The 19,305-nt window shown below is 71.4% G+C and carries 19 protein-coding genes; 10 read left to right on the top strand and 9 right to left on the bottom strand.

The genetic code is table 11. The features are described from left to right. The first annotated feature begins 65 nt into the window (after positions 1 to 65). Positions 66 to 644: a 2'-5' RNA ligase family protein gene (locus tag ABT114_RS18310; RefSeq protein ID WP_351143657.1), complete on the top strand. Its 579-nt coding sequence runs from the start codon at positions 66 to 68 to the stop codon at positions 642 to 644. 66 nt (positions 645 to 710) lie between these two features. Here the strand turns inward: ABT114_RS18310 and dprE2 are convergent, their stop codons facing one another. Together dprE2 and dprE1 are read right to left on the bottom strand one after the other, a co-directional pair. Next, on the bottom strand, positions 711 to 1,466 hold the full coding sequence (gene dprE2, locus ABT114_RS18315) for a decaprenylphospho-beta-D-erythro-pentofuranosid-2-ulose 2-reductase (RefSeq protein ID WP_351143659.1): 756 nt from the start codon (positions 1,464 to 1,466) through the stop codon (positions 711 to 713). Between the two features lie 36 nt (positions 1,467 to 1,502). Then, entirely contained in the window at positions 1,503 to 2,858 is a 1,356-nt protein-coding gene (gene dprE1, locus ABT114_RS18320) for a decaprenylphosphoryl-beta-D-ribose oxidase (protein WP_351143661.1), read from the bottom strand. Positions 2,859 to 3,000: 142 nt separating this feature from the next. On the opposite strand from dprE1, the gene ABT114_RS18325 reads away from it, so the two are divergent. From ABT114_RS18325 to ABT114_RS18340, 4 genes are all read left to right on the top strand, one after another. Further along, positions 3,001 to 3,510: a phosphatase PAP2 family protein gene (locus tag ABT114_RS18325; RefSeq protein WP_351143753.1), complete on the top strand. Its 510-nt coding sequence runs from the start codon at positions 3,001 to 3,003 to the stop codon at positions 3,508 to 3,510. Then, positions 3,503 to 4,486 (top strand): decaprenyl-phosphate phosphoribosyltransferase, encoded by a 984-nt coding sequence (locus ABT114_RS18330; RefSeq protein WP_351143663.1) that lies wholly within the window; start codon positions 3,503 to 3,505, stop codon positions 4,484 to 4,486. Before ABT114_RS18325 ends, ABT114_RS18330 begins: the two co-directional genes overlap by 8 nt. Positions 4,487 to 4,611: 125 nt before the next feature. Continuing rightward, positions 4,612 to 5,073, top strand: coding sequence for a GtrA family protein (locus tag ABT114_RS18335; RefSeq protein ID WP_351143665.1), 462 nt, complete (start codon positions 4,612 to 4,614; stop codon positions 5,071 to 5,073). Beyond that, positions 5,061 to 5,963 (top strand): YihY/virulence factor BrkB family protein, encoded by a 903-nt coding sequence (locus ABT114_RS18340; protein ID WP_351143667.1) that lies wholly within the window; start codon positions 5,061 to 5,063, stop codon positions 5,961 to 5,963. Before ABT114_RS18335 ends, ABT114_RS18340 begins: the two co-directional genes overlap by 13 nt. Here the strand turns inward: ABT114_RS18340 and ABT114_RS18345 are convergent. Continuing rightward, complete coding sequence (locus tag ABT114_RS18345; RefSeq protein ID WP_351143670.1) at positions 5,917 to 7,203, bottom strand: D-alanyl-D-alanine carboxypeptidase family protein; 1,287 nt, start codon at positions 7,201 to 7,203, stop codon at positions 5,917 to 5,919. The two genes, ABT114_RS18340 and ABT114_RS18345, sit on opposite strands and share 47 nt — an antisense overlap. A gap of 91 nt (positions 7,204 to 7,294) precedes the next feature. Between ABT114_RS18345 and ABT114_RS18350 the strand changes: the two genes are divergently transcribed. The 4 genes from ABT114_RS18350 (at position 7,295) to ABT114_RS18365 (ending at position 11,156) form a co-directional block, all read left to right on the top strand. Then, positions 7,295 to 7,534, top strand: coding sequence for an SCO4848 family membrane protein (locus ABT114_RS18350; protein ID WP_351143671.1), 240 nt, complete (start codon positions 7,295 to 7,297; stop codon positions 7,532 to 7,534). A 67-nt stretch (positions 7,535 to 7,601) separates the two neighbouring features. Next, positions 7,602 to 8,900 (top strand): metallophosphoesterase, encoded by a 1,299-nt coding sequence (locus ABT114_RS18355; RefSeq protein ID WP_351143673.1) that lies wholly within the window; start codon positions 7,602 to 7,604, stop codon positions 8,898 to 8,900. Positions 8,901 to 9,110: 210 nt separating this feature from the next. Beyond that, complete coding sequence (locus ABT114_RS18360) at positions 9,111 to 10,652, top strand: ABC transporter substrate-binding protein (protein ID WP_351143675.1); 1,542 nt, start codon at positions 9,111 to 9,113, stop codon at positions 10,650 to 10,652. A 99-nt stretch (positions 10,653 to 10,751) separates the two neighbouring features. Further along, complete coding sequence (locus tag ABT114_RS18365; protein ID WP_351143677.1) at positions 10,752 to 11,156, top strand: ATP-binding protein; 405 nt, start codon at positions 10,752 to 10,754, stop codon at positions 11,154 to 11,156. A 156-nt stretch (positions 11,157 to 11,312) separates the two neighbouring features. On the opposite strand, the gene ABT114_RS18370 is transcribed toward ABT114_RS18365, so the two are convergent. Together ABT114_RS18370 and ABT114_RS18375 are read right to left on the bottom strand one after the other, a co-directional pair. Beyond that, the gene (locus ABT114_RS18370; protein ID WP_351143679.1) at positions 11,313 to 12,779 is read right to left on the bottom strand and encodes a sensor histidine kinase; all 1,467 of its coding nucleotides are present in this window, start codon (positions 12,777 to 12,779) and stop codon (positions 11,313 to 11,315) included. Beyond that, a complete protein-coding gene (locus ABT114_RS18375) occupies positions 12,776 to 13,465 on the bottom strand; it encodes a response regulator transcription factor (RefSeq protein WP_351143681.1) in 690 nt (229 codons plus the stop codon). The genes ABT114_RS18370 and ABT114_RS18375 overlap by 4 nt, the downstream gene beginning before the upstream one ends. Before the next feature lie 182 nt (positions 13,466 to 13,647). Here ABT114_RS18375 and ABT114_RS18380 point away from each other — a divergent pair, with 182 nt between their 5' ends. Beyond that, a complete protein-coding gene (locus tag ABT114_RS18380; protein ID WP_351143755.1) occupies positions 13,648 to 16,050 on the top strand; it encodes an MMPL family transporter in 2,403 nt (800 codons plus the stop codon). A 91-nt stretch (positions 16,051 to 16,141) separates the two neighbouring features. Here the strand turns inward: ABT114_RS18380 and ABT114_RS18385 are convergent, their stop codons facing one another. From ABT114_RS18385 to kdgD, 4 genes are all read right to left on the bottom strand, one after another. Then, positions 16,142 to 16,882: a TetR/AcrR family transcriptional regulator gene (locus ABT114_RS18385; RefSeq protein WP_351143683.1), complete on the bottom strand. Its 741-nt coding sequence runs from the start codon at positions 16,880 to 16,882 to the stop codon at positions 16,142 to 16,144. An 11-nt stretch (positions 16,883 to 16,893) separates the two neighbouring features. After that, positions 16,894 to 17,391, bottom strand: a complete 498-nt coding sequence (locus ABT114_RS18390; RefSeq protein WP_351143685.1) for a thiol-disulfide oxidoreductase DCC family protein — start codon at positions 17,389 to 17,391, stop codon at positions 16,894 to 16,896. Continuing rightward, positions 17,388 to 17,795, bottom strand: coding sequence for a hypothetical protein (locus tag ABT114_RS18395; protein WP_351143687.1), 408 nt, complete (start codon positions 17,793 to 17,795; stop codon positions 17,388 to 17,390). The genes ABT114_RS18390 and ABT114_RS18395 overlap by 4 nt, the downstream gene beginning before the upstream one ends. Positions 17,796 to 18,009: 214 nt before the next feature. Continuing rightward, entirely contained in the window at positions 18,010 to 18,936 is a 927-nt protein-coding gene (gene kdgD / locus ABT114_RS18400; RefSeq protein WP_351143688.1) for a 5-dehydro-4-deoxyglucarate dehydratase, read from the bottom strand. Positions 18,937 to 19,305 lie beyond the last annotated feature (369 nt).

Raw genomic sequence — 19,305 nt, forward strand, 5'->3', positions numbered from 1 at the left:
CCGGACGGCTGAGAACAAACCCGGCACGTACCCGGCGCACATCCGAGACGACGACAGGAGATGACGTGGGGACCGTAACGATCGGCGTGTCGATCGCGGTCCCGGAGCCTCACGGCAGCCAGCTCCAGGAGCTGCGCGCGGGCTTCGGCGACGCCGCGGCTCACGGCATCCCCACGCACGTCACGCTGCTGCCCCCGACAGAGGTCGACGCCGGCCTGGTCCCCGCGGTCGAGGCGCACCTGATCGAGGTCGCGGGCACCGGCCGTCCCTTCCCGATGCGGCTGTCCGGCACCGGCACCTTCCGGCCCCTGTCGCCGGTGGTGTACGTGCGGATCGTCACGGGCGCCGAGGTCTGCGCCTGGCTGCAGAAGCAGGTCCGTGCGGCCTCCGGGCCGGTGGCGCGGGAACTGCAGTTCCCGTACCACCCGCACGTCACGGTGGCGCACGGCATCGACGACGCGGCGATGGACCGCGCCTTCGAGGAACTCGCCGACTACGAGGCCGAGTGGCCGTGCACCGGCTTCGCCCTGTACGAGCAGGGCGCCGACGGCGTGTGGCGCAAGCTGCGGGAGTTCCCCTTCGCGGGAACGGTGGTGCCGCCGCAGGGGAGCCACGTGGAGCGCGGCTCCATCCCCACGCGCTAGAGCCCTCGCCAGCACCTTCGCCAGGACCCGCGTCAGGACCCGCGCCAGGACCTGTCCGGTCGGCCGCTACACCGGCAGCCGCCGGAACACCGACCGTGGCAGGTGCCGCAGCGCCGACATCACCAGACGCAGCGCCCCCGGCACCCACACCGTCTCCGAGCGTCGGCGCAGTCCCAGCTCGATGGCCGTCGCGACCGCTTCCGGTGTCGTCGCGAGCGGTGCCTCCTCCAGCCCGGCGGTCATCTTCGACCGGACGAACCCGGGGCGTACGACCATGACGTGCACGCCGGTGCCGTGCAGCGCGTCGCCCAGGCCCTGGGCGAAGGTGTCCAGGCCGGCCTTGCTGGATCCGTAGATGAAGTTCGAGCGGCGGGCGCGCTCGCCGGCCACCGAGGAAAGCACCACGAGCGAGCCGTGGCCCTGGGTCTGCAGCGCCCGGGCGCTGACCAGTCCGGCGGACACCGCGCCCGTGTAGTTGGTCTGCGCGACACGCACCGCGTTCACCGGTTCACGCTCGTCGTGCGCCTGGTCACCGAGGACGCCGAAGGCGAGCAGGACCATGTCGATGTCGCCCTCCGCGAAGACCTTGCCGAGCACGGTCTCGTGGGAGTCGGGGTCGAGCGCGTCGAAGGCGACGGTGTGGACGTCGGCGCCCAGCGCGCGCAGGTGTGCCGCGGCCTGGTCGAGGGCGGGGGACGGGCGTCCGGCCAGCCACACCGTGCGGGTGCGGCGGGCGACGAGGCGGCGCGCGGTGGCCAGCGCGATCTCCGACGCACCGCCGAGGACGAGCAGGGACTGGGGGATTCCGAAGGCGTCCTTCATGACAGCTCCTAGCGATTCCGGGCGATGGGTCGGGTCTCAGAGGCCGAGGCGCCGGGACAGGTCGGACGTGAAGACTGCGCGCGGGTCGAGCTCGGCGCGCAGTTCGCGGAAGTCGGCGAGCCGCGGGTACATCGCGCCGAGCAGTTCGGGCCGCAGCCGGGAGTCCTTGGCGAGGTAGACGCGGCCGTCCGCGGCGGCGACCTGGGTGTCCAGTTCGTCGAGGAAGGCGCCGAGGCCGGGCAGCCCGGCCGGGATGTCCAGGGCGAGGGTCCAGCCGGGCACGGGGAAGGAGAGCCAGCCCGGGTCGGCGTCGCCGAAGCGCTTGAGGACGGCCAGGAAGGACGGGCAGCGGTGCCGTGCGATGCGGTGCACGATCCGGCGCAGGGCCTCCTCCTGGCCGTGTCCGACGACGAACTGGTACTGCACGAAGCCGCCGCGGCCGTAGATCCGGTTCCAGTGGGGGACCCCGTCCAGGGGGTGGAAGAAGGTGGAGATCTTCTGCAGTTCGCCGGTACGCGTGCGTGGCGCCTTCCGGTACCAGAGTTCGTTGAACAATCCCACGGTCCTCCGGCTGAGCAATCCTTCTGGCAGGAAGGCGGGCGCGGCCGGCAGCTGGAACGGCCGGAAGGAGAACGGGTCCCTACGCGCGCGTGCACCCTCGGGCAGCGCGTCCAGCGGTGCGTGGTCACCGCGCGTCAGCACCGCGCGGCCGGTCGCCGCACCGCGCGCCAGCAGGTCGATCCACGCGACCGAGTAGCGGTACAGGTGGTCGGTGGCCGTCAGGCGTGCCATCAGGTCGTCGAGGTCCGTGGCGCGCTCGGTGTCGACCGACATCAGCGAGGTCTCGACGGGCTGGAGTCGGAGGGTGGCGGTGAGGATCACTCCGGTCAGGCCCATGCCGCCCGCGGTCGCGTCGAACAGAGGGGTGCCGTGGCTCACGGTGCGGACCGAGCCGTCCGCGGTGAGCAGTTCCAGCGACAGCACATGGCGGGAGAAGGAGCCCGACACGTGGTGGTTCTTGCCGTGGATGTCCGCGCCGATGGCCCCGCCGACCGTCACGTGACGTGTACCGGGGGTCACCGGGACGAACCAGCCGAGCGGTAGCAGGATCTGCATCAGCCGGTGCAGGGAGACGCCCGCGTCGCACAGCACGGTCCCGCCGCCGGCGTCGATCGCGTGGACGCGGTCCAGGCCAGTCATGTCGAACACCGCGCCACCGGCGTTCTGCGCCGCGTCCCCGTACGCCCGTCCCAGGCCTCTGGGGATGCCACCGCGCGCCCCGCAGTCCCGGACGGCGGCCGCGGCCTCCTCGTACGTCCTGGGCCGGATCAGACGGGCTGCGGAGGGAGCGGTGCGGCCCCATCCCGTGACGGAAACGGTGTCGGCAGGCATGTCGGTGACCGTATCGCCCTTGTATAGGCGATTAGTTCTGAAACATAGTTACCCTCCCCGAAATGGGTGATTAATGGGATGTCGCTCAATATTGCCGGAGTTCCAGCGGTGTCGGCGTGAACAGTGAATCCACATGGACCACATGGACCACCGAGACGACCTCGACCACCGAATCCTTTCGGCACTCCGCGCCCTTGGCGCGGACCCGCGCGTCGGGGGTGCCGCTCGGGCCCTGTCCCGGGCGGGGGAGCACGGCGCGCTGTGGGTCGCGGCAGGCCTCGCGGGAGCCGCCGTGGACGGCGCGCGACGCGATGCCTGGTTGCGCGGAACGGCGCTCACCGTGGGCGCACACGTCGTCAGTATGGGTGTGAAGAGGGTCGTGCGCCGTCCGCGCCCCGCGCACGTCGAGCCCCTCGTGCGCGCTGTCGGACGGCACTCCTTCCCCAGCTCGCACGCGACCTCCGCCGCGGCCGCCGCCGTCGCCTACGGAACGCTGGGGGCGTACGCCGTCCCGCCGCTCGCCGCCGCGATGTGCCTCTCGCGCCTGGTCGTCGGCGTCCACTACCCCTCGGACGTGGCGGCGGGCGCCGCCCTGGGAGCGCTCACGGCGCGTCTGGGAGCGCGTTGGATGACCGGGGGTGCCCATGACTGAGACAGCGCCTCTTTCGGGCACCGCCCGCCCCACGGAAACGGCCCTCCTCGAGCAGCGCACCCGGCGCGGGCGGCCCACGCCGAGCCCACGCGAGCGCAGCCTGCTGCGCGGCCTCCTCAGGACGGCGCGCCCCCGGCAGTGGGTCAAGAACGCCCTGGTCGTCGCCGCCCCGGCCGCCGCCGGCCGGCTCGCCTCCGTCCACGCTCTCACCCAACTCGCCCTGGTCTTCGCGCTGTTCACCGCCTGCGCCGCCGGCGTCTACCTGGTCAACGACGCCCGCGACGCCGAGGCCGACCGCGCCCACCCCACCAAGCGCCACCGCCCGGTCGCCGCAGGGCAGGTCCCGGTGCCGGTCGCGTACGCCGCAGGAGCCGCCCTGGCCGTCCTGGCGCCGGCCGCCGCGGCCTGGCTGACCTCGCCCGCCGTCGCGGCGCTGCTGGCGGCGTACATCGGCATGCAACTGGCGTACTGCGTCAGCCTGAAGCACGTCCTCGTCGTGGACCTCGCCGTCGTCACGACCGGCTTCCTGATGCGGGCGATGGTCGGCGGGCTCGCGCTCGGCATCCCGCTGTCGCGCTGGTTCCTGATCACGACCGGCTTCGGCGCGCTGTTCATGGTGGCGGCCAAGCGCTACTCCGAAGCGGTCCAGATGGCCGGAAACGCGGGCGCCACGCGCGCGTTGCTCACCGAGTACACCACCGGCTACCTCCGCTTCGTCTGGCAGCTGGCCGCCGGAGTCGCCGTCCTCGGCTACTGCCTGTGGGCCCTGGAGGAGGGCGGGGTCCCGCACACCGGCCTGCTGCCCTGGCGCCAGCTGTCGATGGTCGCCTTCATCCTGGCCGTCCTGCGCTACGCCGTCTTCGCCGACCGCGGCACCGCGGGCGAACCCGAGGAGGTCGTCCTGCGCGACCGCGCGCTCGCCGTCATCGGCCTGGTCTGGCTCGCGATGTACGGGCTGGCGGTGGCCAATTGGTAGGACGGTCGGTGAGACGGCCGGCGAAACGACCGACGAGCCCCCCGCCGCGCCGCGAACCCCTGAGCTTCGCGACCGTCGGCCCAACGCCGCGCCGCAAACTTCTGAGCTCCGCCACCGTCGGCTCCGTGCCGCGCCGCAAACTCCTGAACTTCGCCACCGTCGGCTCCGTGCCGCGCCGCGAACTCCTCGGCTTCGCCACCGTCGGCCTCCTCGCCTACGCCGCCGACCTGGCCCTCTTCACGTACTTGCGCGGCCCCGCCGCCCTCGACCCGCTCACCGCCAAGGCGCTGTCCTTCGCCGCCGGCTGCTCGGTCGCCTACGCGGGCAACGCGCTCGGCACGTACCGGGGCCGCGGCGGCTCCCCCTGGCGCCAGTACGCCGTCTTCCTCGCGGTGAACGTCGCCGGCGCCCTGGTCCAGTTGCTGTGCCTGACCGTCAGCCACTACGGCCTCGGCCTCACCTCCCAGCGCGCGGACACCGTGTCCGGTGCGGGAATCGGCATGGCGCTGGCCACGCTCCTGCGGTTCTGGGGTACCAGGACACTGGTCTTCCGCAACGAGGGCAGGGTCGGATCATGGACTGGCTGAAGAAGCTCCCCGGGATCGGGCCGTTGGCCACGCGCCTGATGGCCACGCACGCGTGGCGCTCGTACGAGCGTCTGGACCGGGTGAAGTGGACGCGGCTCGCCGCCGCGATGACGTTCATCAGCTTTATCGCGCTCTTCCCACTGCTGACGGTGGCCGCCGCGATCGCCGCCGCCACGCTCAGCACCGAACAGCAGAAGACGTTGCAGGACAAGTTCGCCGAGCAGGTCCCCGGCATCTCCGACCAGCTCAACCTGAACGCCCTGATCCAGAACGCCGGCACCGTCGGTCTCATCGCCGGCGCCGTCCTGCTCCTCACCGGCATCGGCTGGGTCGGCCAGATGCGCGACTGCCTGCGCGCGGTGTGGGAGCTGCCCGACAACGAGGAGAACCCCCTCCTGCGCAAGGCCAAGGACGCCGGCGTCCTCGTCGGCCTCGGCGGCGCCGTACTGGTCACGCTCGGCGCCTCCACGGTCGCCTCCGCCGCCGTCGGCTGGACTTCCCGGCAGCTGGGGCTCGCCGAGCACGGCTGGGGCAGCGTCCTGCTGCGGATCGCCGCGTTCGCCGTCGCCGTACTCGCCGACTTCCTGCTGCTCCTGTATCTCCTCACCCTGCTGCCGGGCGTCGAACCGCCGCGCCGTCGCCTCGTCGTTGCCGCACTGCTCGGCGCGGTCGGCTTCGAACTGCTGAAGCTGCTGCTGAGCGGCTATATGCAGGGCGTGGCCACCAAGAGCATGTACGGGGCGTTCGGCGTCCCCGTCGCCCTGCTGCTGTGGATCAACTTCACCGCGAAGCTGCTGCTGTACTGCGCCTCCTGGACGGCGACGCAGAGCACGGACACCGAGGTCAGCGGCGGCGACGCACCAGATCGGGCAGCGGCCACCGGCGGTTGATCAGGAACGCGCCGGCCGCGAGCAGCACCAGCAGCCCGCCGGTGATGGCGAACGCGATCCCGACGCCGCTGGAGCCGTCCTCGGCCGAGGACGCGGCCACCGGCTTCGCGGACCCCGCGCCGCCGCTGCCGTCGGCCTCACCGGCCACGGCGGTGGCACTGGGCTGGGCGCTCGTCTGGGCGGCGCCCTTCGGGGCCACCAGCTCGCCCACCGGCTGCACCTTGCCGGCCGCCTTGAAGCCCCAGTCGAAGAGCTTCGCGGTCTCCTTGTAGACCTCGTTGTGCTCGTTCTTCGCCGGGTTCATGACCGTGACGAGCAGCACCCGGCCGTCGCGCTCGGCGACGCCGGTGAAGGTGGCGCCCGCGTTGGTGGTGTTGCCGTTCTTGACGCCCGCGATGCCCTGGTAGACCGAGATGTCGCTGTCGCCGCTGAGCAGCCGGTTGGTGTTCTGGATCTCGAAGGTCTCGCGAACCGTCTTGCCCTTGTCGTTCTTCGTCGTCCCGCCCGGGAACTCGGCCCGCACGGTCGAGCAGTACTCGCGGAAGTCCTTCTTCTGCAGCCCCGAGCGGGCGAACAGCGTCAGGTCGTACGCGGAGGAGACCTGCCCGCCGGCGTCGTAGCCGTCCGGGGTCACCACGTTCGTGTCGAGGGCCTGGAGCTCCTCGGCGTGCTCGTTCATCTCCTTGACGGTGTTGCCGACGCCCTGGTTCATCGCCGACAGCACATGCACGGCGTCGTTCCCGGAGCGCAGGAAGACGCCGAGCCACAGGTCGTGGACCGTGTAGGTCTCGTCCTCCTTTATTCCGACCATGCTGGAGCCGGACCCGATGCCCGCCAGGTCGGCGGAGGTGACCTTGTGCTTCTCGGTGCTCGGGAACTTCGGCAGCAGGGTGTCGGCGAACAGCATCTTCAGCGTGCTCGCCGGGGGCAGCCGCCAGTGGGCGTTGTTCGCGGCGAGCACCTCGCCGGACTCGGCGTCGGCGACGATCCAGGAGCGCGCGGTCAGGTCCTTCGGCAGGACGGGGGCGCCGCTGCCCAGGTTGACCTGCGTCCCCGCCCGGCCGAGCTGCGCACCGCCCACGCTCGACATGTTCGCCGGGGGAGTGGCCGAGGGAGTGGCCGACGGGCTCGTCGACGGGCTCGGGGCCGCGAAGGAGACGGGCGTGGTCAGCGCGAGGGACAACAAGGTCGCGGAGGTCACCAGCAGGGGTCGCCTGGCGGTCTTCTGGGGTGCGGGCACGACCGAGAAGGTACATGCCACACCCCGCGAAGTCCCAGCACCCACCCCACCCCGGTCACGGAACCGGACACCGGGCGACGATACTGAACGTATGAAGCTCAGCCGCCGGGTGTCCTGGTTCCTGCTCGCCTTCGGGGTGTGGAGCTGGATCATCTGGATCACTTTCGTCAAAAACCTGATCAAGGACAGCAGCGGGCTCGCGTTCGACGACGGGGATCCCACCGCGTACTTCTGGGTGCACCTGACGCTCGCCGTCGTCTCCTTCGTATTGGGGACGGTCGTCGGGGTCATCGGGTTGCGCGGCCTGCGCGCACTGCGCCGTACGTCATAGCGCGCCGCGCGACACGTCATAGGGCACTGCGCCGCACGTCATAGCCGACAACGGGGGGCACAGCACAGTGGTCATCGTCTTCGTACTGCTCGCGCTGCTCGCCCTGGGCGTCCTGGTGGCGGCCAACTGGTACCTGTGGCGCCGCCTGTTCCGCGACACGACCCGTGGCCCGGGACGGGCGCGCCGAGCGGGCGCCGTGCTGATCGCCGGCGGCTGGGCGCTGGCCGTCGGTGCCCTCGTCACCGAGCGCGCCGGCGCGCCCTTCTGGCTCCAGCGCGTGCTGGCCTGGCCGGGCTTCCTGTGGCTGGCCCTGTCGATCTACCTGCTGCTCGCCGTGCTGGCGGGTGAGGCCGTACGCCCCCTGCTGCGCCGCTTCCTCGAACGGCGGACGCCCGCCGCCGTGGCCGTACCGCAGCGCGAGACCGTACCGGCAGCCGCGTCCCACGACGACCCGCAGCCCCCAGAACCCCCGAAGTCCCAGAAGTCCCCGGGGTCCCCGGAGTCCCCGGAGTCCCCGGGATCACCGCAGCTCCTCGCCGCCCCCTCCCGGCGCCTCTTCGTCTCCCGCGTCGTCGCCGGAACCGCCGCCGCGGCCGCCGTCGGCACGGTCGGCTACGGCACGTACGGTGTCCTGCGCGGCCCGAGGGTGAAGCGGGTCACCGTTCCGCTGGCCAAGCTCCCGCGCGCCGCCCACGGCTACCGGATCGCGGTCGTCAGCGACATCCACCTCGGCCCGATCCTGGGCCGCGGCTTCGCCCAGAAGGTCGTCGACACGATCAACGCGACCCAGCCCGACCTGATCGCGGTCGTCGGTGACCTGGTCGACGGCAGCGTCAAGGACCTGGGCCCTGCCGCGGCGCCGCTGGCGCAGCTGACGGCGCGCCACGGATCCTTCTTCGTCACCGGCAACCACGAGTACTTCTCCGGTGCCGAGCAGTGGGTCGAGGAGGTCCGCCGACTGGGCCTGCACCCCCTGGAGAACGACCGCACCGAGCTGCCGTACTTCGACCTCGCCGGCGTCAACGACATCGCCGGCGAGAGCGAGGGCCAGGGCCCCGACTTCACCAAGGCTCTCGGCGACCGCGATACGGCACGCGCGTGTGTGCTCCTCGCCCACCAGCCGGTCCAGATCCACGAGGCCGTCGAGCATGCCGTCGACCTCCAGCTCTCCGGCCACACCCACGGCGGCCAGCTCTGGCCGGGCAACTTCGTCGCGGCGACGGCCAACCCGACGGTGGCGGGCCTGGAGCGCTACGGCGACACCCAGCTGTACGTCTCCCGGGGCGCGGGCGCGTGGGGCCCGCCCACGCGCGTGGGCGCACCGTCGGACATCACGGTGATCGAACTGGCGTCGGCACAGGCCTGATCCGAGAGGAGTGGGCCAGGGGCGTCGCCCCACCGGACCCTGTGGGGAACCTGTGAAACCCGCCCGAAACAGTCCCTCGGTAAGTTCTTTCCCATCCCAACAGATTCCTCTTCCCCCAGCTGAAACACCTGTGATTAGGTAACGGCGCTGCTTAGGGGAGTGGCATGTTGCGCTGGGGCGCCTGGGGAGGGCACCGTGCGATCCGTTCGCATGAGAATTCTGACGACTCTGGTCGTGTTGGCAGTCGTTGGAGTGGGCGGCTGGCAGTTGTTGCCGTCGCAGGACGACAGTGGCAAGACCATCAGGGTCGGCACGACGGACACCGTCACGTCGCTCGACCCGGCCGGCGCCTACGACGCCGGTTCCTGGGCCTTGTTCAGCAACGTCTTCCAGTCACTGCTCACCTTCGAGCCGGGCGGCACCGCGCCCGTGCCGGACGCGGCCGAAAGCTGTGACTTCGTGGGCGCCGATCTTCGTACGTACCGGTGTGAACTGCGCAAGGGCCTCGCTTTCTCCAGCGGCCGCGCGATGACCGCCGAGGACGTGAAGTTCTCCTTCGACCGGGTCAAGAAGATCAACGCCGACGTCGGCCCGTCGTCCCTGTTCTCCACCCTCGGCTCGGTGGACGCCGACGGCTCGATCGTCACCTTCCATCTGTCGTCGCCCGACGCCACGTTCCCGTTCAAGGTGGCCACCGGCGCCGGCGCGATCGTCGACAGCACGCGCTACCCGAAGGACGCCCTGCGCACCGGCACCGACGTCGACGGCAGCGGACCGTACGTCCTGTCGTCGTACACGAAGGGCAAGACCGCGGTCCTGTCGCCCAACGGGGAGTACGAGGGCGCCCTCAAGGACACCGGGCGGCCCATCGAGCTGCGCTACTACGAGGACGCCGACGCGCTCAACAGCGCCTGGAAGGCCAAGCAGCTCGAGGTGGCCACCCGGCAGCTGCCGCCCAAGACCCTCGCCGGTCTCTCGCCGAGCGACCCCGACCAGCGCGTCTCCGAGGCCGACAGCTCCGAGACCCGCAACCTGTACTTCAACACCCGCGCGGGCTCCCCGCTGCACGACAAACAGGTCCGGCGGGCCATGGCCTGGCTGATCAACCGCGAACAGCTGGCCGCGACCGTGTACAGCGGCACCGTCGAGCCGCTCTACTCGCTGATCCCGGCCGGCATCACCGGCCACACCACGTCGTTCTTCGACAACTACCCCAAGCAGAGCACCGCGAAGGCGAAGCAACTGCTCGCCGAGGCCGGCGTGAGCACCCCGGTCCACTTCACCTACGGCTACGGCCTCGGCAGCGGCGCCGCCGCCGAGGAGGCCCAGGAGCTCAAGCAGCAGCTGGAGGCCGGCGGCCTGTTCAAGGTGACGGTCAAGGGCTACGAGTGGACCGACTTCCAGAAGCAGTGGGCGAACGGGAAGCTCGACGCGTACGCGGTCGGCTGGGTCGCCGACTACCCCGACCCGGACACTTTCGCCGCCCCGCTCGTCGGCACCGACAGCACCATGAACACCGGCTACAGCAGCCCGGACGTCGACCGGCTGATCCAGTCCACCCAGCAGTACGCCGACCGCAGCCGCGTCGCCCAGGACTTCCGTGCGCTCCAGGAGGACGTCGCCCGTGACGTGCCGATCATTCCGCTGTGGCAGCGCAAGGAGTACGTCGTCAGCAGCGAGGACGTCGGTGGCGGCCAGTACCTGTCGGACGGCAACGGCGTGTTCCGGCTGTGGCGCCTGACCTGGATCTGACGACGAGATCCCGGTATCCCCGCTTGGACGGGGGTACCGGCGGGCAGTCACCCCAAGCGGCACCATGTGACGGAGGTGTGGGCGGGGTGAGGAGCAGACGTGTTGAGACGCAACTCCTTCCGGCTGCCCAGGCATCCGGCGTCCGTCGGGCTCGCCCGGCGCCGCGTGCGGGACCATCTGGCCGACTGGGGGCACACGCCCGGTGATCCGGCGCTGGACGATGCCGTGCTGCTCGTGTCCGAGCTCGCCACCAACGTCGTACGCCACGGGCCCCTGCGGGAGCGGGAGTTCGAGGTGGCGGTGACCGCCCTCGCCGACGGCTCCTGCCTCATAGAGGTGTCCGACGAGGGCCGCGTCGAACCGCGGCTGCGGGTGGTCGGGGAGTGGGAGGAGGCCGGCCGCGGCCTGCACCTCGTGGAACACGTCGCCGCGGCCTGGGGGGTGTGGAGCCGCGGCCGGCACGGGAAGACGGTGTGGGCGCTGGTCCTGGCCCCGGACGCCTAAGCGCTCCGCTGGAAGCGCGGTGACGAACCCGTGGGCCGGTGGGGGCTGGTCGCCCCCACGCGGCGGAGCCGCATATCGACACAGCCCCGCGCCCCTTACGGGGCGCGATACCGCACCGGACTTCGTCAAGGCTGCTTAGGACTTGGACTTCAGGCCCTACGGCCGTACCGGTGTCCGCGCGGGCAGGGTCACCGTCACCGCGAGTCCCTCGCCCGGCGCCGTGCGCACCGCCACGTCGCCGCCGTGCGCCCGCACCACCCCCTGCACGATCGCCATGCCGAGACCGCTGCCGGCGCCGCCCCCGGCCCGGAAGAAGCGGTCGAAGATGCGTGCCGCGTCCTCCGCCGTCAGCCCCGGACCCTCGTCCGCCACGCACAGCCGTACGACGCCGTCATCGCGCTCCACCCCGAGCCGCACCGGCACGTCGGCGGGCGTGTGGGTGCGGACGTTGGCCACCAGATTGCCGAGCACCTGGCGCAGCCCCGACTCGTCGGCGTGCACCAGCAGGGCACCGTCGGCGCCGACGGTGACGGGCCGGCCGGGCTGCTGCGCCCGCAGATCCTCGGCCGCGTCCCGCACCAGGCAGCTGACGTCGACGTTGCGCAGGCGCAGTTCGGGCTGCTGGTCGAGACGGGCGAGAGTGAGCAGCTCGTCCACCAGGTGCCCCATACGGTCGGCCTCCGCCATCATCCGGTCCCAGGCCCTCTTTCGCTCGGCCGGCTCGCGCAGCATCCCCTTGTCGTACAGCTGGAGGTAGCCGCGGATCGCGGACAGCGGGGTGCGCAGCTCGTGTGAGGCGTCGGCGACGAAGCGGCGCAGCTGGGCCGCGGTGCGCTCGCGCGTGCGGTACGCCGACTCCACCTGGTGGAGCATGGAGTTGAGGGCGAGCCGCAGCTGTTCGACCTCCTGCGTCGGATGCTGACTGGAGGGTATTCGCCGGGTCAGGTCCCCCTCGGCTATCGCGGACGAGGTCTCCACCATGTCCTCCAGCGGCAGCATCCGGCGCCGCACGCTGAACAGCGTCAGACAGGCCAGCAGCGCCAGCAGCAGCGTGCCGACGGCGAGGTCCAGCCTGAGGGCCTTGGCGACGCCTTTGTGCAGGGCGTCCGTCGACGTGGCCAGCAGGATGTACGTGCCGTCGGAGAGCCGCGTCGCGGTCACGCGGTACGGGGCTCCGTGCACCGTCACGTCGTGCGGCTCGGCGTCCCTGGTGAGCGTGCGCGGGTCGGCGACCGCGGCCGCCAGTCCGCGCTGCGCGGGGGTCGGCGCGATGCCGAGGACGGCGACGGCCTCGCCCGTGCCGCCGTCGACGGCGGCGAAGATGGTGTCCGGCGTCGGACGGTCTTCGGTCTCCCCGGGGGCGAGCCGGTCGCGGACGAAGCGCAGCACGGCGACCGAGTCGATCTGCCGCATGGTGAGGTGCGAACTGGCCAGCGAGTCCCGGGTCTTGGTCAGTTCGGTGTCGATCTGGTCGAGCAGGTAGTGCTGCATGCCCATGAGGCTGACGGCGGTGGCCGCGACGATGCCGAGGGCGAGCAGCGCCACGTTGGCCAGGGTCAGCTTGGCGCGCAGCGAGTGGATACCCCGGGAGCAGTGGAGCCGTGGGGGCCTGGGGAACCTCATGCCAGCCCGTATCCGACACCCCGCCGCGTGGTGATCACCGGCGCTCCCAGCGCGTCCAGCTTGCGGCGCAGATAGCTGATGTAGGTCTCGACAACGGTCGACTCCGGCGGGGTGTGCTCGTACTGCCAGACGTGACGCAGGAGTTGTTCCTTGGGGACGATCCGGCCGCCGTTGCGCACCAGGAAACGCAGCAGCGCGTACTCGGTGGGGGTGAGCTCGACCGTACGGCCCGCTCGGTGCACCGAGTACGTCGTCTCGTCCAGTTCCAGGTCGCCGTAGCGCAGGGGCGGCCGCTGCGGGAGGACGTCGGACGGGCGGGTGCGGCGCAGTACGGCGGTGATCCGGGCGACGACCTCGTCGATGTTGAACGGCTTGGTGATGTAGTCGTCGCCGAAGCCGAGGGCGCCGACGATCTCGGCGGGGGAGTCCCGCGCCGTCAGGAACACCAGCGCCAGCTCGGGCCGCGCGGCGCGCAGTTCACGGCCCAGGGCCCGCCCGTCGCCGTCCGGGAGCATGACGTCGAGCAGCGCGACGTCGGGCCGCGTGCGCTCGGCGAGGCTGAGCGCCTCGCGGACGGTGCCCGCGGTCATGACCTCGAAGCGGTGGTAGCGCAGCGCGATGGCGAGGACGTCCGCGATGCTCGGCTCGTCCTCCACGACCAGCACGGTGCCAGGAGCCGTCGACATGCCCCCAGTATCGGCGCGGCCACTGACAGCCGGGCCGGTTTCCCGCTTTGGAGTTCCTTGAGAGTCATGGGCGACCGTGTCCACGCACGCGTGCCGCCGCCGATCCTGTTGCCCAGGACCTGGGGGACCGACCGAGCGACCGGCAATCGAATATCGAATAAGGAGCGTTGAACGTGGCGGCATTGGCACGCTGGTGCTACCGGCACCGGCTGGTGGTCCTGTTGCTGTGGGTGGGGGCACTGTTCGGCCTGGGCTTCTCGGCCTCGACGGCGGGTACGGACTACGCGAACGTCTTCTCCCTCCCGGACACGGACTCCAAGAGCGCGTACGACCTGATGGAAAAGGCTTTCCCCGCGCGCGCGGGCGACACCGACACGGTGGTGTGGAAGGTCGACGACGGCACGGTCAGGGACCAGGACGTGCGGTCCCGGCTCCAGCCCGCGCTGGCGGAGATCGCGAAGATGAAGGGCGTCGGTGATGTCGCCGACCCCTATACGGACGGGGGCGCGACACAGATCAGCCGTGACGGGCGCATCGCGTACGCCCAGATCACGTTCACCGAGCAGGCCAACGCCGTTCCCAAGGAACTCGTCCAGGACGTCGTCGACACCGCGCAGGCCGCCGAACGCGACGGACTACAGGTCGAGTTGGGCGGCCAGGCCATCCTGCGCGTGCAGGAACCGCCCGCGGGCCTGGCCGAAATGGTCGGCCTCGCGGCGGCGGCGATCGTGCTGTTCCTCGCCTTCGGCTCGCTCTTCGCGATGCTGCTGCCGATCGGCGTGGCGATCTTCGGCGTCGGCACGGGCCTGTTCTCCACCCAGCTCCTCAGCCACGTCACCGACGTCCCCGATCTGGCCCCGCTGCTCTCCTCGCTGATCGGCCTCGGCGTCGGCATCGACTACGCCCTGTTCATCGTCACCCGGCACCGGCGCGGCATCCTGCGCGGCGCCGACCCGGAGGAGTCGGCGGTCACCGCCCTCAACACCTCAGGGCGGGCGGTGCTGTTCGCGGGTGGCACGGTGTGCATTGCCCTGGCCGGGATGCTGGTGACGAACCTGCGCTTCCTGGACGGCGTGGTCATCGGCACCTCGCTCACCGTCGTGCTGAGCGTGCTCGCCGCCACCACCCTGCTGCCGGCCCTGCTCGGCCTCCTCGGCCCGCGCGTCCTCAGCCGCAGGCAGCGGCGCCGGCTGGCCGCCGAGGGCCCCGAGCCGGAGCGGGCGAGCGGTCTCGCGGCCCGCTGGTCGGCCGGCGTGCAGCGACGCCCGCGCCGGATCGCCACACTCGCCGTCGTCGTCATGGCCGTACTCGCCCTGCCCGTGCTGTCGTTGCGCCTGGGCGCCACCGACCAGGGCAACAACGACGCCACGACGACCACCAGGAAGGCGTACGACCTGCTCGCCCAGGGCTTCGGGCCCGGCTTCAACGGCCCGCTCCAGGTGGTCGCGACCGGCGGCGACACGGCCACGCTGGTCAAGGACATCGAGGCGACCCCCGGGGTGGCGCAGGCCGCCTCGCTGCCGCCCGCCCGGGGCGTCACGGTCATCCAGGTCGTACCGACCACGTCACCGCAGTCCGAGCAGACCGACGACCTCATCGACACCCTCCGCGACGATGTGATCCCGCGCGCGGGTGCGACCGCGCACGTCGGCGGAGTCACCGCGGTCTCCAAGGACTTCGCGTCCGTCACCGGCGACCGCCTGCCGCTCTTCGTCGTGACCATCATCGGACTGGGCTTCCTGCTGCTCCTGGTCGCCTTCCGCTCCCTGGTGGTGCCGCTGACGGCCGCCGTGATGAACCTGATAGCCGCGGCGGCCTCGTTCGGAGTCCTGGTCGCGATCTTCCAGTGGGGCTGGGGCCTGGACCTGCTCGGCCTCGGCAAGGAGGGCCCGATCAACGCCTTCCTGCCGGTCATCATGCTGTCCCTGCTCTTCGGCCTCTCCATGGACTACCAGGTGTTCCTGGTCAGCCGGATGCACGAGGAGTGGGTGCACACGCGCGACAACGCCCGCGCGGTCCGGGTGGGCCTCGCGGAGACCAGCCGCGTCATCAACAGCGCGGCCCTGATCATGGTCTGCGTCTTCCTGGCGTTCGTGCTGAGCGGCGACTCGGGCGCGGCGATGGCGGGCGTGGGCCTGGCGGTGGCGGTGGCACTCGACGCGTTCATTCTGCGTACGGCGCTGGTGCCGGCCGCGATGCACCTGCTGGGCAACTCCAACTGGTGGTTGCCGGCCTGGCTGGACAAGCGGCTGCCGCATCTCGCGGTGGAGCCGCAGGAGGAGGCGGCGGAGGCCGTTGGGCAAGAGGGCCACGCCTCCGTCATCCACGGCTTCGTCCGCACCGTCGACGGCGACCCGCTCGAGGGCGCGGCGGTGACCCTGCTGTCCAGGGGCGGCCGTCAACTGGACCGCGTGACCTCGCTGGCCGACGGCTCGTACATCCTCGCCGTCCCGTCCCCGGGCACGTACCTGCTGGCGACGGCGGCCCCCTCGTACGGCTCCCGGGCCCGGCACGTGGTCGTGGCGGACGGGCCCCTGGTCCACGACGTGGAGCTCACCGAGGGCGAGATGGACACCGTGAACTGAGCTGTCGCACCGCGTTTCCGCGCCGGTCCGCCCGATCGGGTGACCGGCGCGGAAACGCGGCCACGGACGGGTCCTACGCTCGCCGGGCCTCTTACGAAGCCGACGTCCGTGAAGCCGGATCAGGCAGCACCTTGGTCATCCCCGGCAGGAAGTCCGTGAACAGCTCGTGCACCTCGAGCACCAGCGGCCGCAGCACCCGGAAGCGGGCCAGCGCGACGCCACGCGCGGTGAGGCGGGCGCCGCGCTCGGCGAGGCGGTAGCTGCGTTCCCGGCCGTCCGTACGGTCGAAGATCCAGTACAGGACGAGCCCCATCTGGGAGAGCCACATCAGTTCCGGAAGCACGTCCCGCAGTTCCGCGGGCACCTTGGTCTTCGCCCCCGCGAGCACCTCCCGGTGGACGCCGATGGCCTCCACGCGCGCGTGCTCCGACTCCGGGGAGAAGGGGCTGAGCGGGCTGTCGGGGTCGGCGGCGTTCTTGAAGAACTGCACCGCGAACTCGTGGTACGGCGTGGCGACGTCCAACCAGGTCCGCAGCACGCCCGCGAGCCGCGCCTCCAGGCTCGTCTCCCGGTCCAGGACTTCCCGGACCGCCGCCCGGTGCTCGGTGGCGAGCCGGTCGTAGAAGCCCTGGATCAGGTGTTCCTTGCCGGAGAAGTAGTAGTACGCGTTGCCGACCGAGACCCCGGCCTCCTGGGCGATGGCCCGCATGGTCGTCTTGTCGTAGCCCCGCTCCTGGAACAGCCGCATCGCCGTCTCCAGGATCAGGGCGCGGGTCTGCTCGGACTTGGTGGGCGCAGCGCCGTCGTCGGGGCTCTCGTTGTTCGCAGGCACGGGAAGAGAGCCTAACGAGTGGCGCAGGTGCCGTCGTCGCAGCCGGGGGCGGTGTATGTCCACCCGTGGGCGGGGTCGTACGTCCATCCGTCCGTGCGCGCGTACGCTCGCCCGCCCCACTGCGCCCCGCGCCACTTGGCGGCGGCGAGGACGGCGCCCTTGGCGAGCTTCGCTCCGGTGGGGGTGCTCAGGCGGTGGGCGAGCGGCCGGTGTTCGCGCAGCGCCCACAGGGTGACGATCCAGGCGGCGGTGCCCCGGTAGACCTGCCCGCCGTCGCCCACGACGGTGACGTCGTTCAGCGTGGCGCGGTGGTCGAGGCCGGGGAAGCGCCGCCGTGCCTCGTCCGAGGCGGCCGGCACGAGCTCCAGCGGCACCAACTGGGGCTGGCGTGCGAGCCAGTCGCGCACGAAGGTGCACACCGAGCAGTCGGCGTCGTACAGCACGGTGAGCCGGCGGACCGGGACGCGCGTGGCGTCCCGGTCCGCCCCGACGGCCGTCACGGTGCTCACGCCCCGGCCGCGGGGGCGACCCAGCCCTGCGGCGCGACCGGCGGCACCTGCTCCCGCTCCAGCACCCCGCGCCGCCGGATCCGGCTGAGCACGTACACGTTGCCCAGGTGCATCACGCCGAGCACCAGCAGCACCACGCCCAGCTTGGTCGACAGGGCCTCGAAGACCCCGCGGGTGTCGCCGATGGTGCCGTCGTCGCTCAGGTACAGCGCGACGAAGCCGAGGTTGACGAGGTAGAAGCCGACCACCAGGAGGTGGTTGACGGCGTCCGCGAGCTTCTCGTTCCCGTGCAGGACGTCTGCCAGGAAGATCCGTCCGTTGCGGCTGAGCGTGCGGGCCACCCAGATGGTCAGGCCGATGCTGACCAGAAGGTAGATGACGTACGCGACGACTGTGAGGTCCATGTCCCCACCCCTTCTTGAACGCGTTCAAAACGCTGTCGCGACTGACTGTAGACCTGTTTTTGAACGCGTTCAAGCGAACTTCGCGTCGTGAACCACGCGTCGTAGGGCGGATCCTGTGCGCGGGCGACGCACGACGCGAGGCCGGTGACGCTCACAAGCTGCGTCACCGGCCTCGCGCGGGGGCTGGTCGGTCTATCGGGTGAGGAGGCGCGGGTCAGGCGGTGGCGGCGGGCAGCCCGGCGATCAGCGCGGTGAGTTCCTCGAGCTCCGGCGCGGTCAGGTCGGTCAGCGGCGGGCGGACGGGTCCCGCGCTGTGCCCGGTGGCGGTCATGCCGGCCTTGACGATGCTGACCGCGTAGCCGGCCTGCCGGTTGCGGATCTCCGTGTAGGGCAGCACGAAGTCGGTCAGCATCCGGGTGACGGTGTCGTGGCGGCGCCCACGGACCGCGGCGTAGAAGTCGAGGGCGAACTCGGGCAGGAAGTTGAAGATCGCCGAGGAGTAGGTGGTGACGCCGAGCTCCAGGTACGGCAGGGCGAACGTCTCGGCGGTGGGCAGGCCACCGATGTAGGTCAGGCGCTCGCCCAGGCGGGTGTACACGCGGGTCATGGTGTCGATGTCCCCGACGCCGTCCTTGTAGCCGATCAGGTTCGGGCACGTCTCGGCCAGGCGGGCGACCGTGTCGGCGGAGTAGACGGCGTTGGCGCGGCTGTAGATGATCACGCCGAGGGACGTGGAGCGGCAGACCGCCTCGACGTGGCGGGCCAGGCCTTCCTGGCTCGCCTCGGTGAGGTAGGGCGGGAAGAGCAGGATGCCGTCGGCGCCGGCGCGTTCGGCGGCGGCGGCGAACTCGATCGCGGTGGCGGTGCCGTAGCCGACCGGGGCCAGGATCGGCGTGTCGTCGGGGGCGCTGTCCGCGGCGGCGGTGACGACGCGTTCGACCTCGGTGGCGGTGAGGGAGAAGAACTCGCCGGTACCGCCCGCCGCGAAGAGGCCGCCGACGTCGTACTTGGCCAGCCGGATGATGTTCTCGCGGTAGGCGTCCTCGTCGAAGGAGAGATCGTCCTTGAAGTGCGTCACGGGGAAGGACAGCAGTCCGGAGCCGAGGCGGCTGCGCAGCTCTGCCGGGGTGAAGGACGTCATGGGGTTACTGCTCCTGAAGGTGGCAGGGAACGTGATGGGTGGGGGTCGCGGCGATGCCGGCGGCAGGACAGGCGTGCCGGGAGTGTGCGGACGGGTGCGCCGGGAGGTGCGGACGGGTGGTGCCGGCGCGGGCAGCGCGGCTGTCCTTTACTGCGCTGCCCGCGCCAGGTCTCGGCGGTTGCCGCAGCCGGAACGCGCGGCTGTCTTTACTGCGCCGCCCGCGCTGGGGCTCGTACCACATCGCCCGCGCCGAGTCTCGGTGTCCGCCGCAGCCAGTACGCGCGGCTGTCTTTACTGCGCTGCCCGCGCTGGGGCTCGTACTGCGCCGCCCGTGCCGGGACTCGGCGCCCGCCGCGGCCGGAACTCTGC

This window comes from Streptomyces sp. NPDC002088, assembly GCF_040296605.1.
Taxonomy (GTDB): Bacteria; Actinomycetota; Actinomycetes; order Streptomycetales; family Streptomycetaceae; genus Streptomyces.

What these genes read in the sequence shown, in the direction of transcription:
- dprE2 (WP_351143659.1), bottom strand. Translation starts at nt 1,466, where the DNA reads ATGAAGGACGCCTTCGGAATCCCCCAGTCCCTGCTCGTCCTCGGCGGT.
- dprE1 (WP_351143661.1), bottom strand. Translation starts at nt 2,858, where the DNA reads ATGCCTGCCGACACCGTTTCCGTCACGGGATGGGGCCGCACCGCTCCC.
- ABT114_RS18325 (WP_351143753.1), top strand. Translation starts at nt 3,001, where the DNA reads ATGGACCACCGAGACGACCTCGACCACCGAATCCTTTCGGCACTCCGC.
- ABT114_RS18330 (WP_351143663.1), top strand. Translation starts at nt 3,503, where the DNA reads ATGACTGAGACAGCGCCTCTTTCGGGCACCGCCCGCCCCACGGAAACG.
- ABT114_RS18340 (WP_351143667.1), top strand. Translation starts at nt 5,061, where the DNA reads ATGGACTGGCTGAAGAAGCTCCCCGGGATCGGGCCGTTGGCCACGCGC.
- ABT114_RS18350 (WP_351143671.1), top strand. Translation starts at nt 7,295, where the DNA reads ATGAAGCTCAGCCGCCGGGTGTCCTGGTTCCTGCTCGCCTTCGGGGTG.
- ABT114_RS18360 (WP_351143675.1), top strand. Translation starts at nt 9,111, where the DNA reads ATGAGAATTCTGACGACTCTGGTCGTGTTGGCAGTCGTTGGAGTGGGC.
- ABT114_RS18370 (WP_351143679.1), bottom strand. Translation starts at nt 12,779, where the DNA reads ATGAGGTTCCCCAGGCCCCCACGGCTCCACTGCTCCCGGGGTATCCAC.
- ABT114_RS18375 (WP_351143681.1), bottom strand. Translation starts at nt 13,465, where the DNA reads ATGTCGACGGCTCCTGGCACCGTGCTGGTCGTGGAGGACGAGCCGAGC.
- ABT114_RS18395 (WP_351143687.1), bottom strand. Translation starts at nt 17,795, where the DNA reads ATGGACCTCACAGTCGTCGCGTACGTCATCTACCTTCTGGTCAGCATC.
- kdgD (WP_351143688.1), bottom strand. Translation starts at nt 18,936, where the DNA reads ATGACGTCCTTCACCCCGGCAGAGCTGCGCAGCCGCCTCGGCTCCGGA.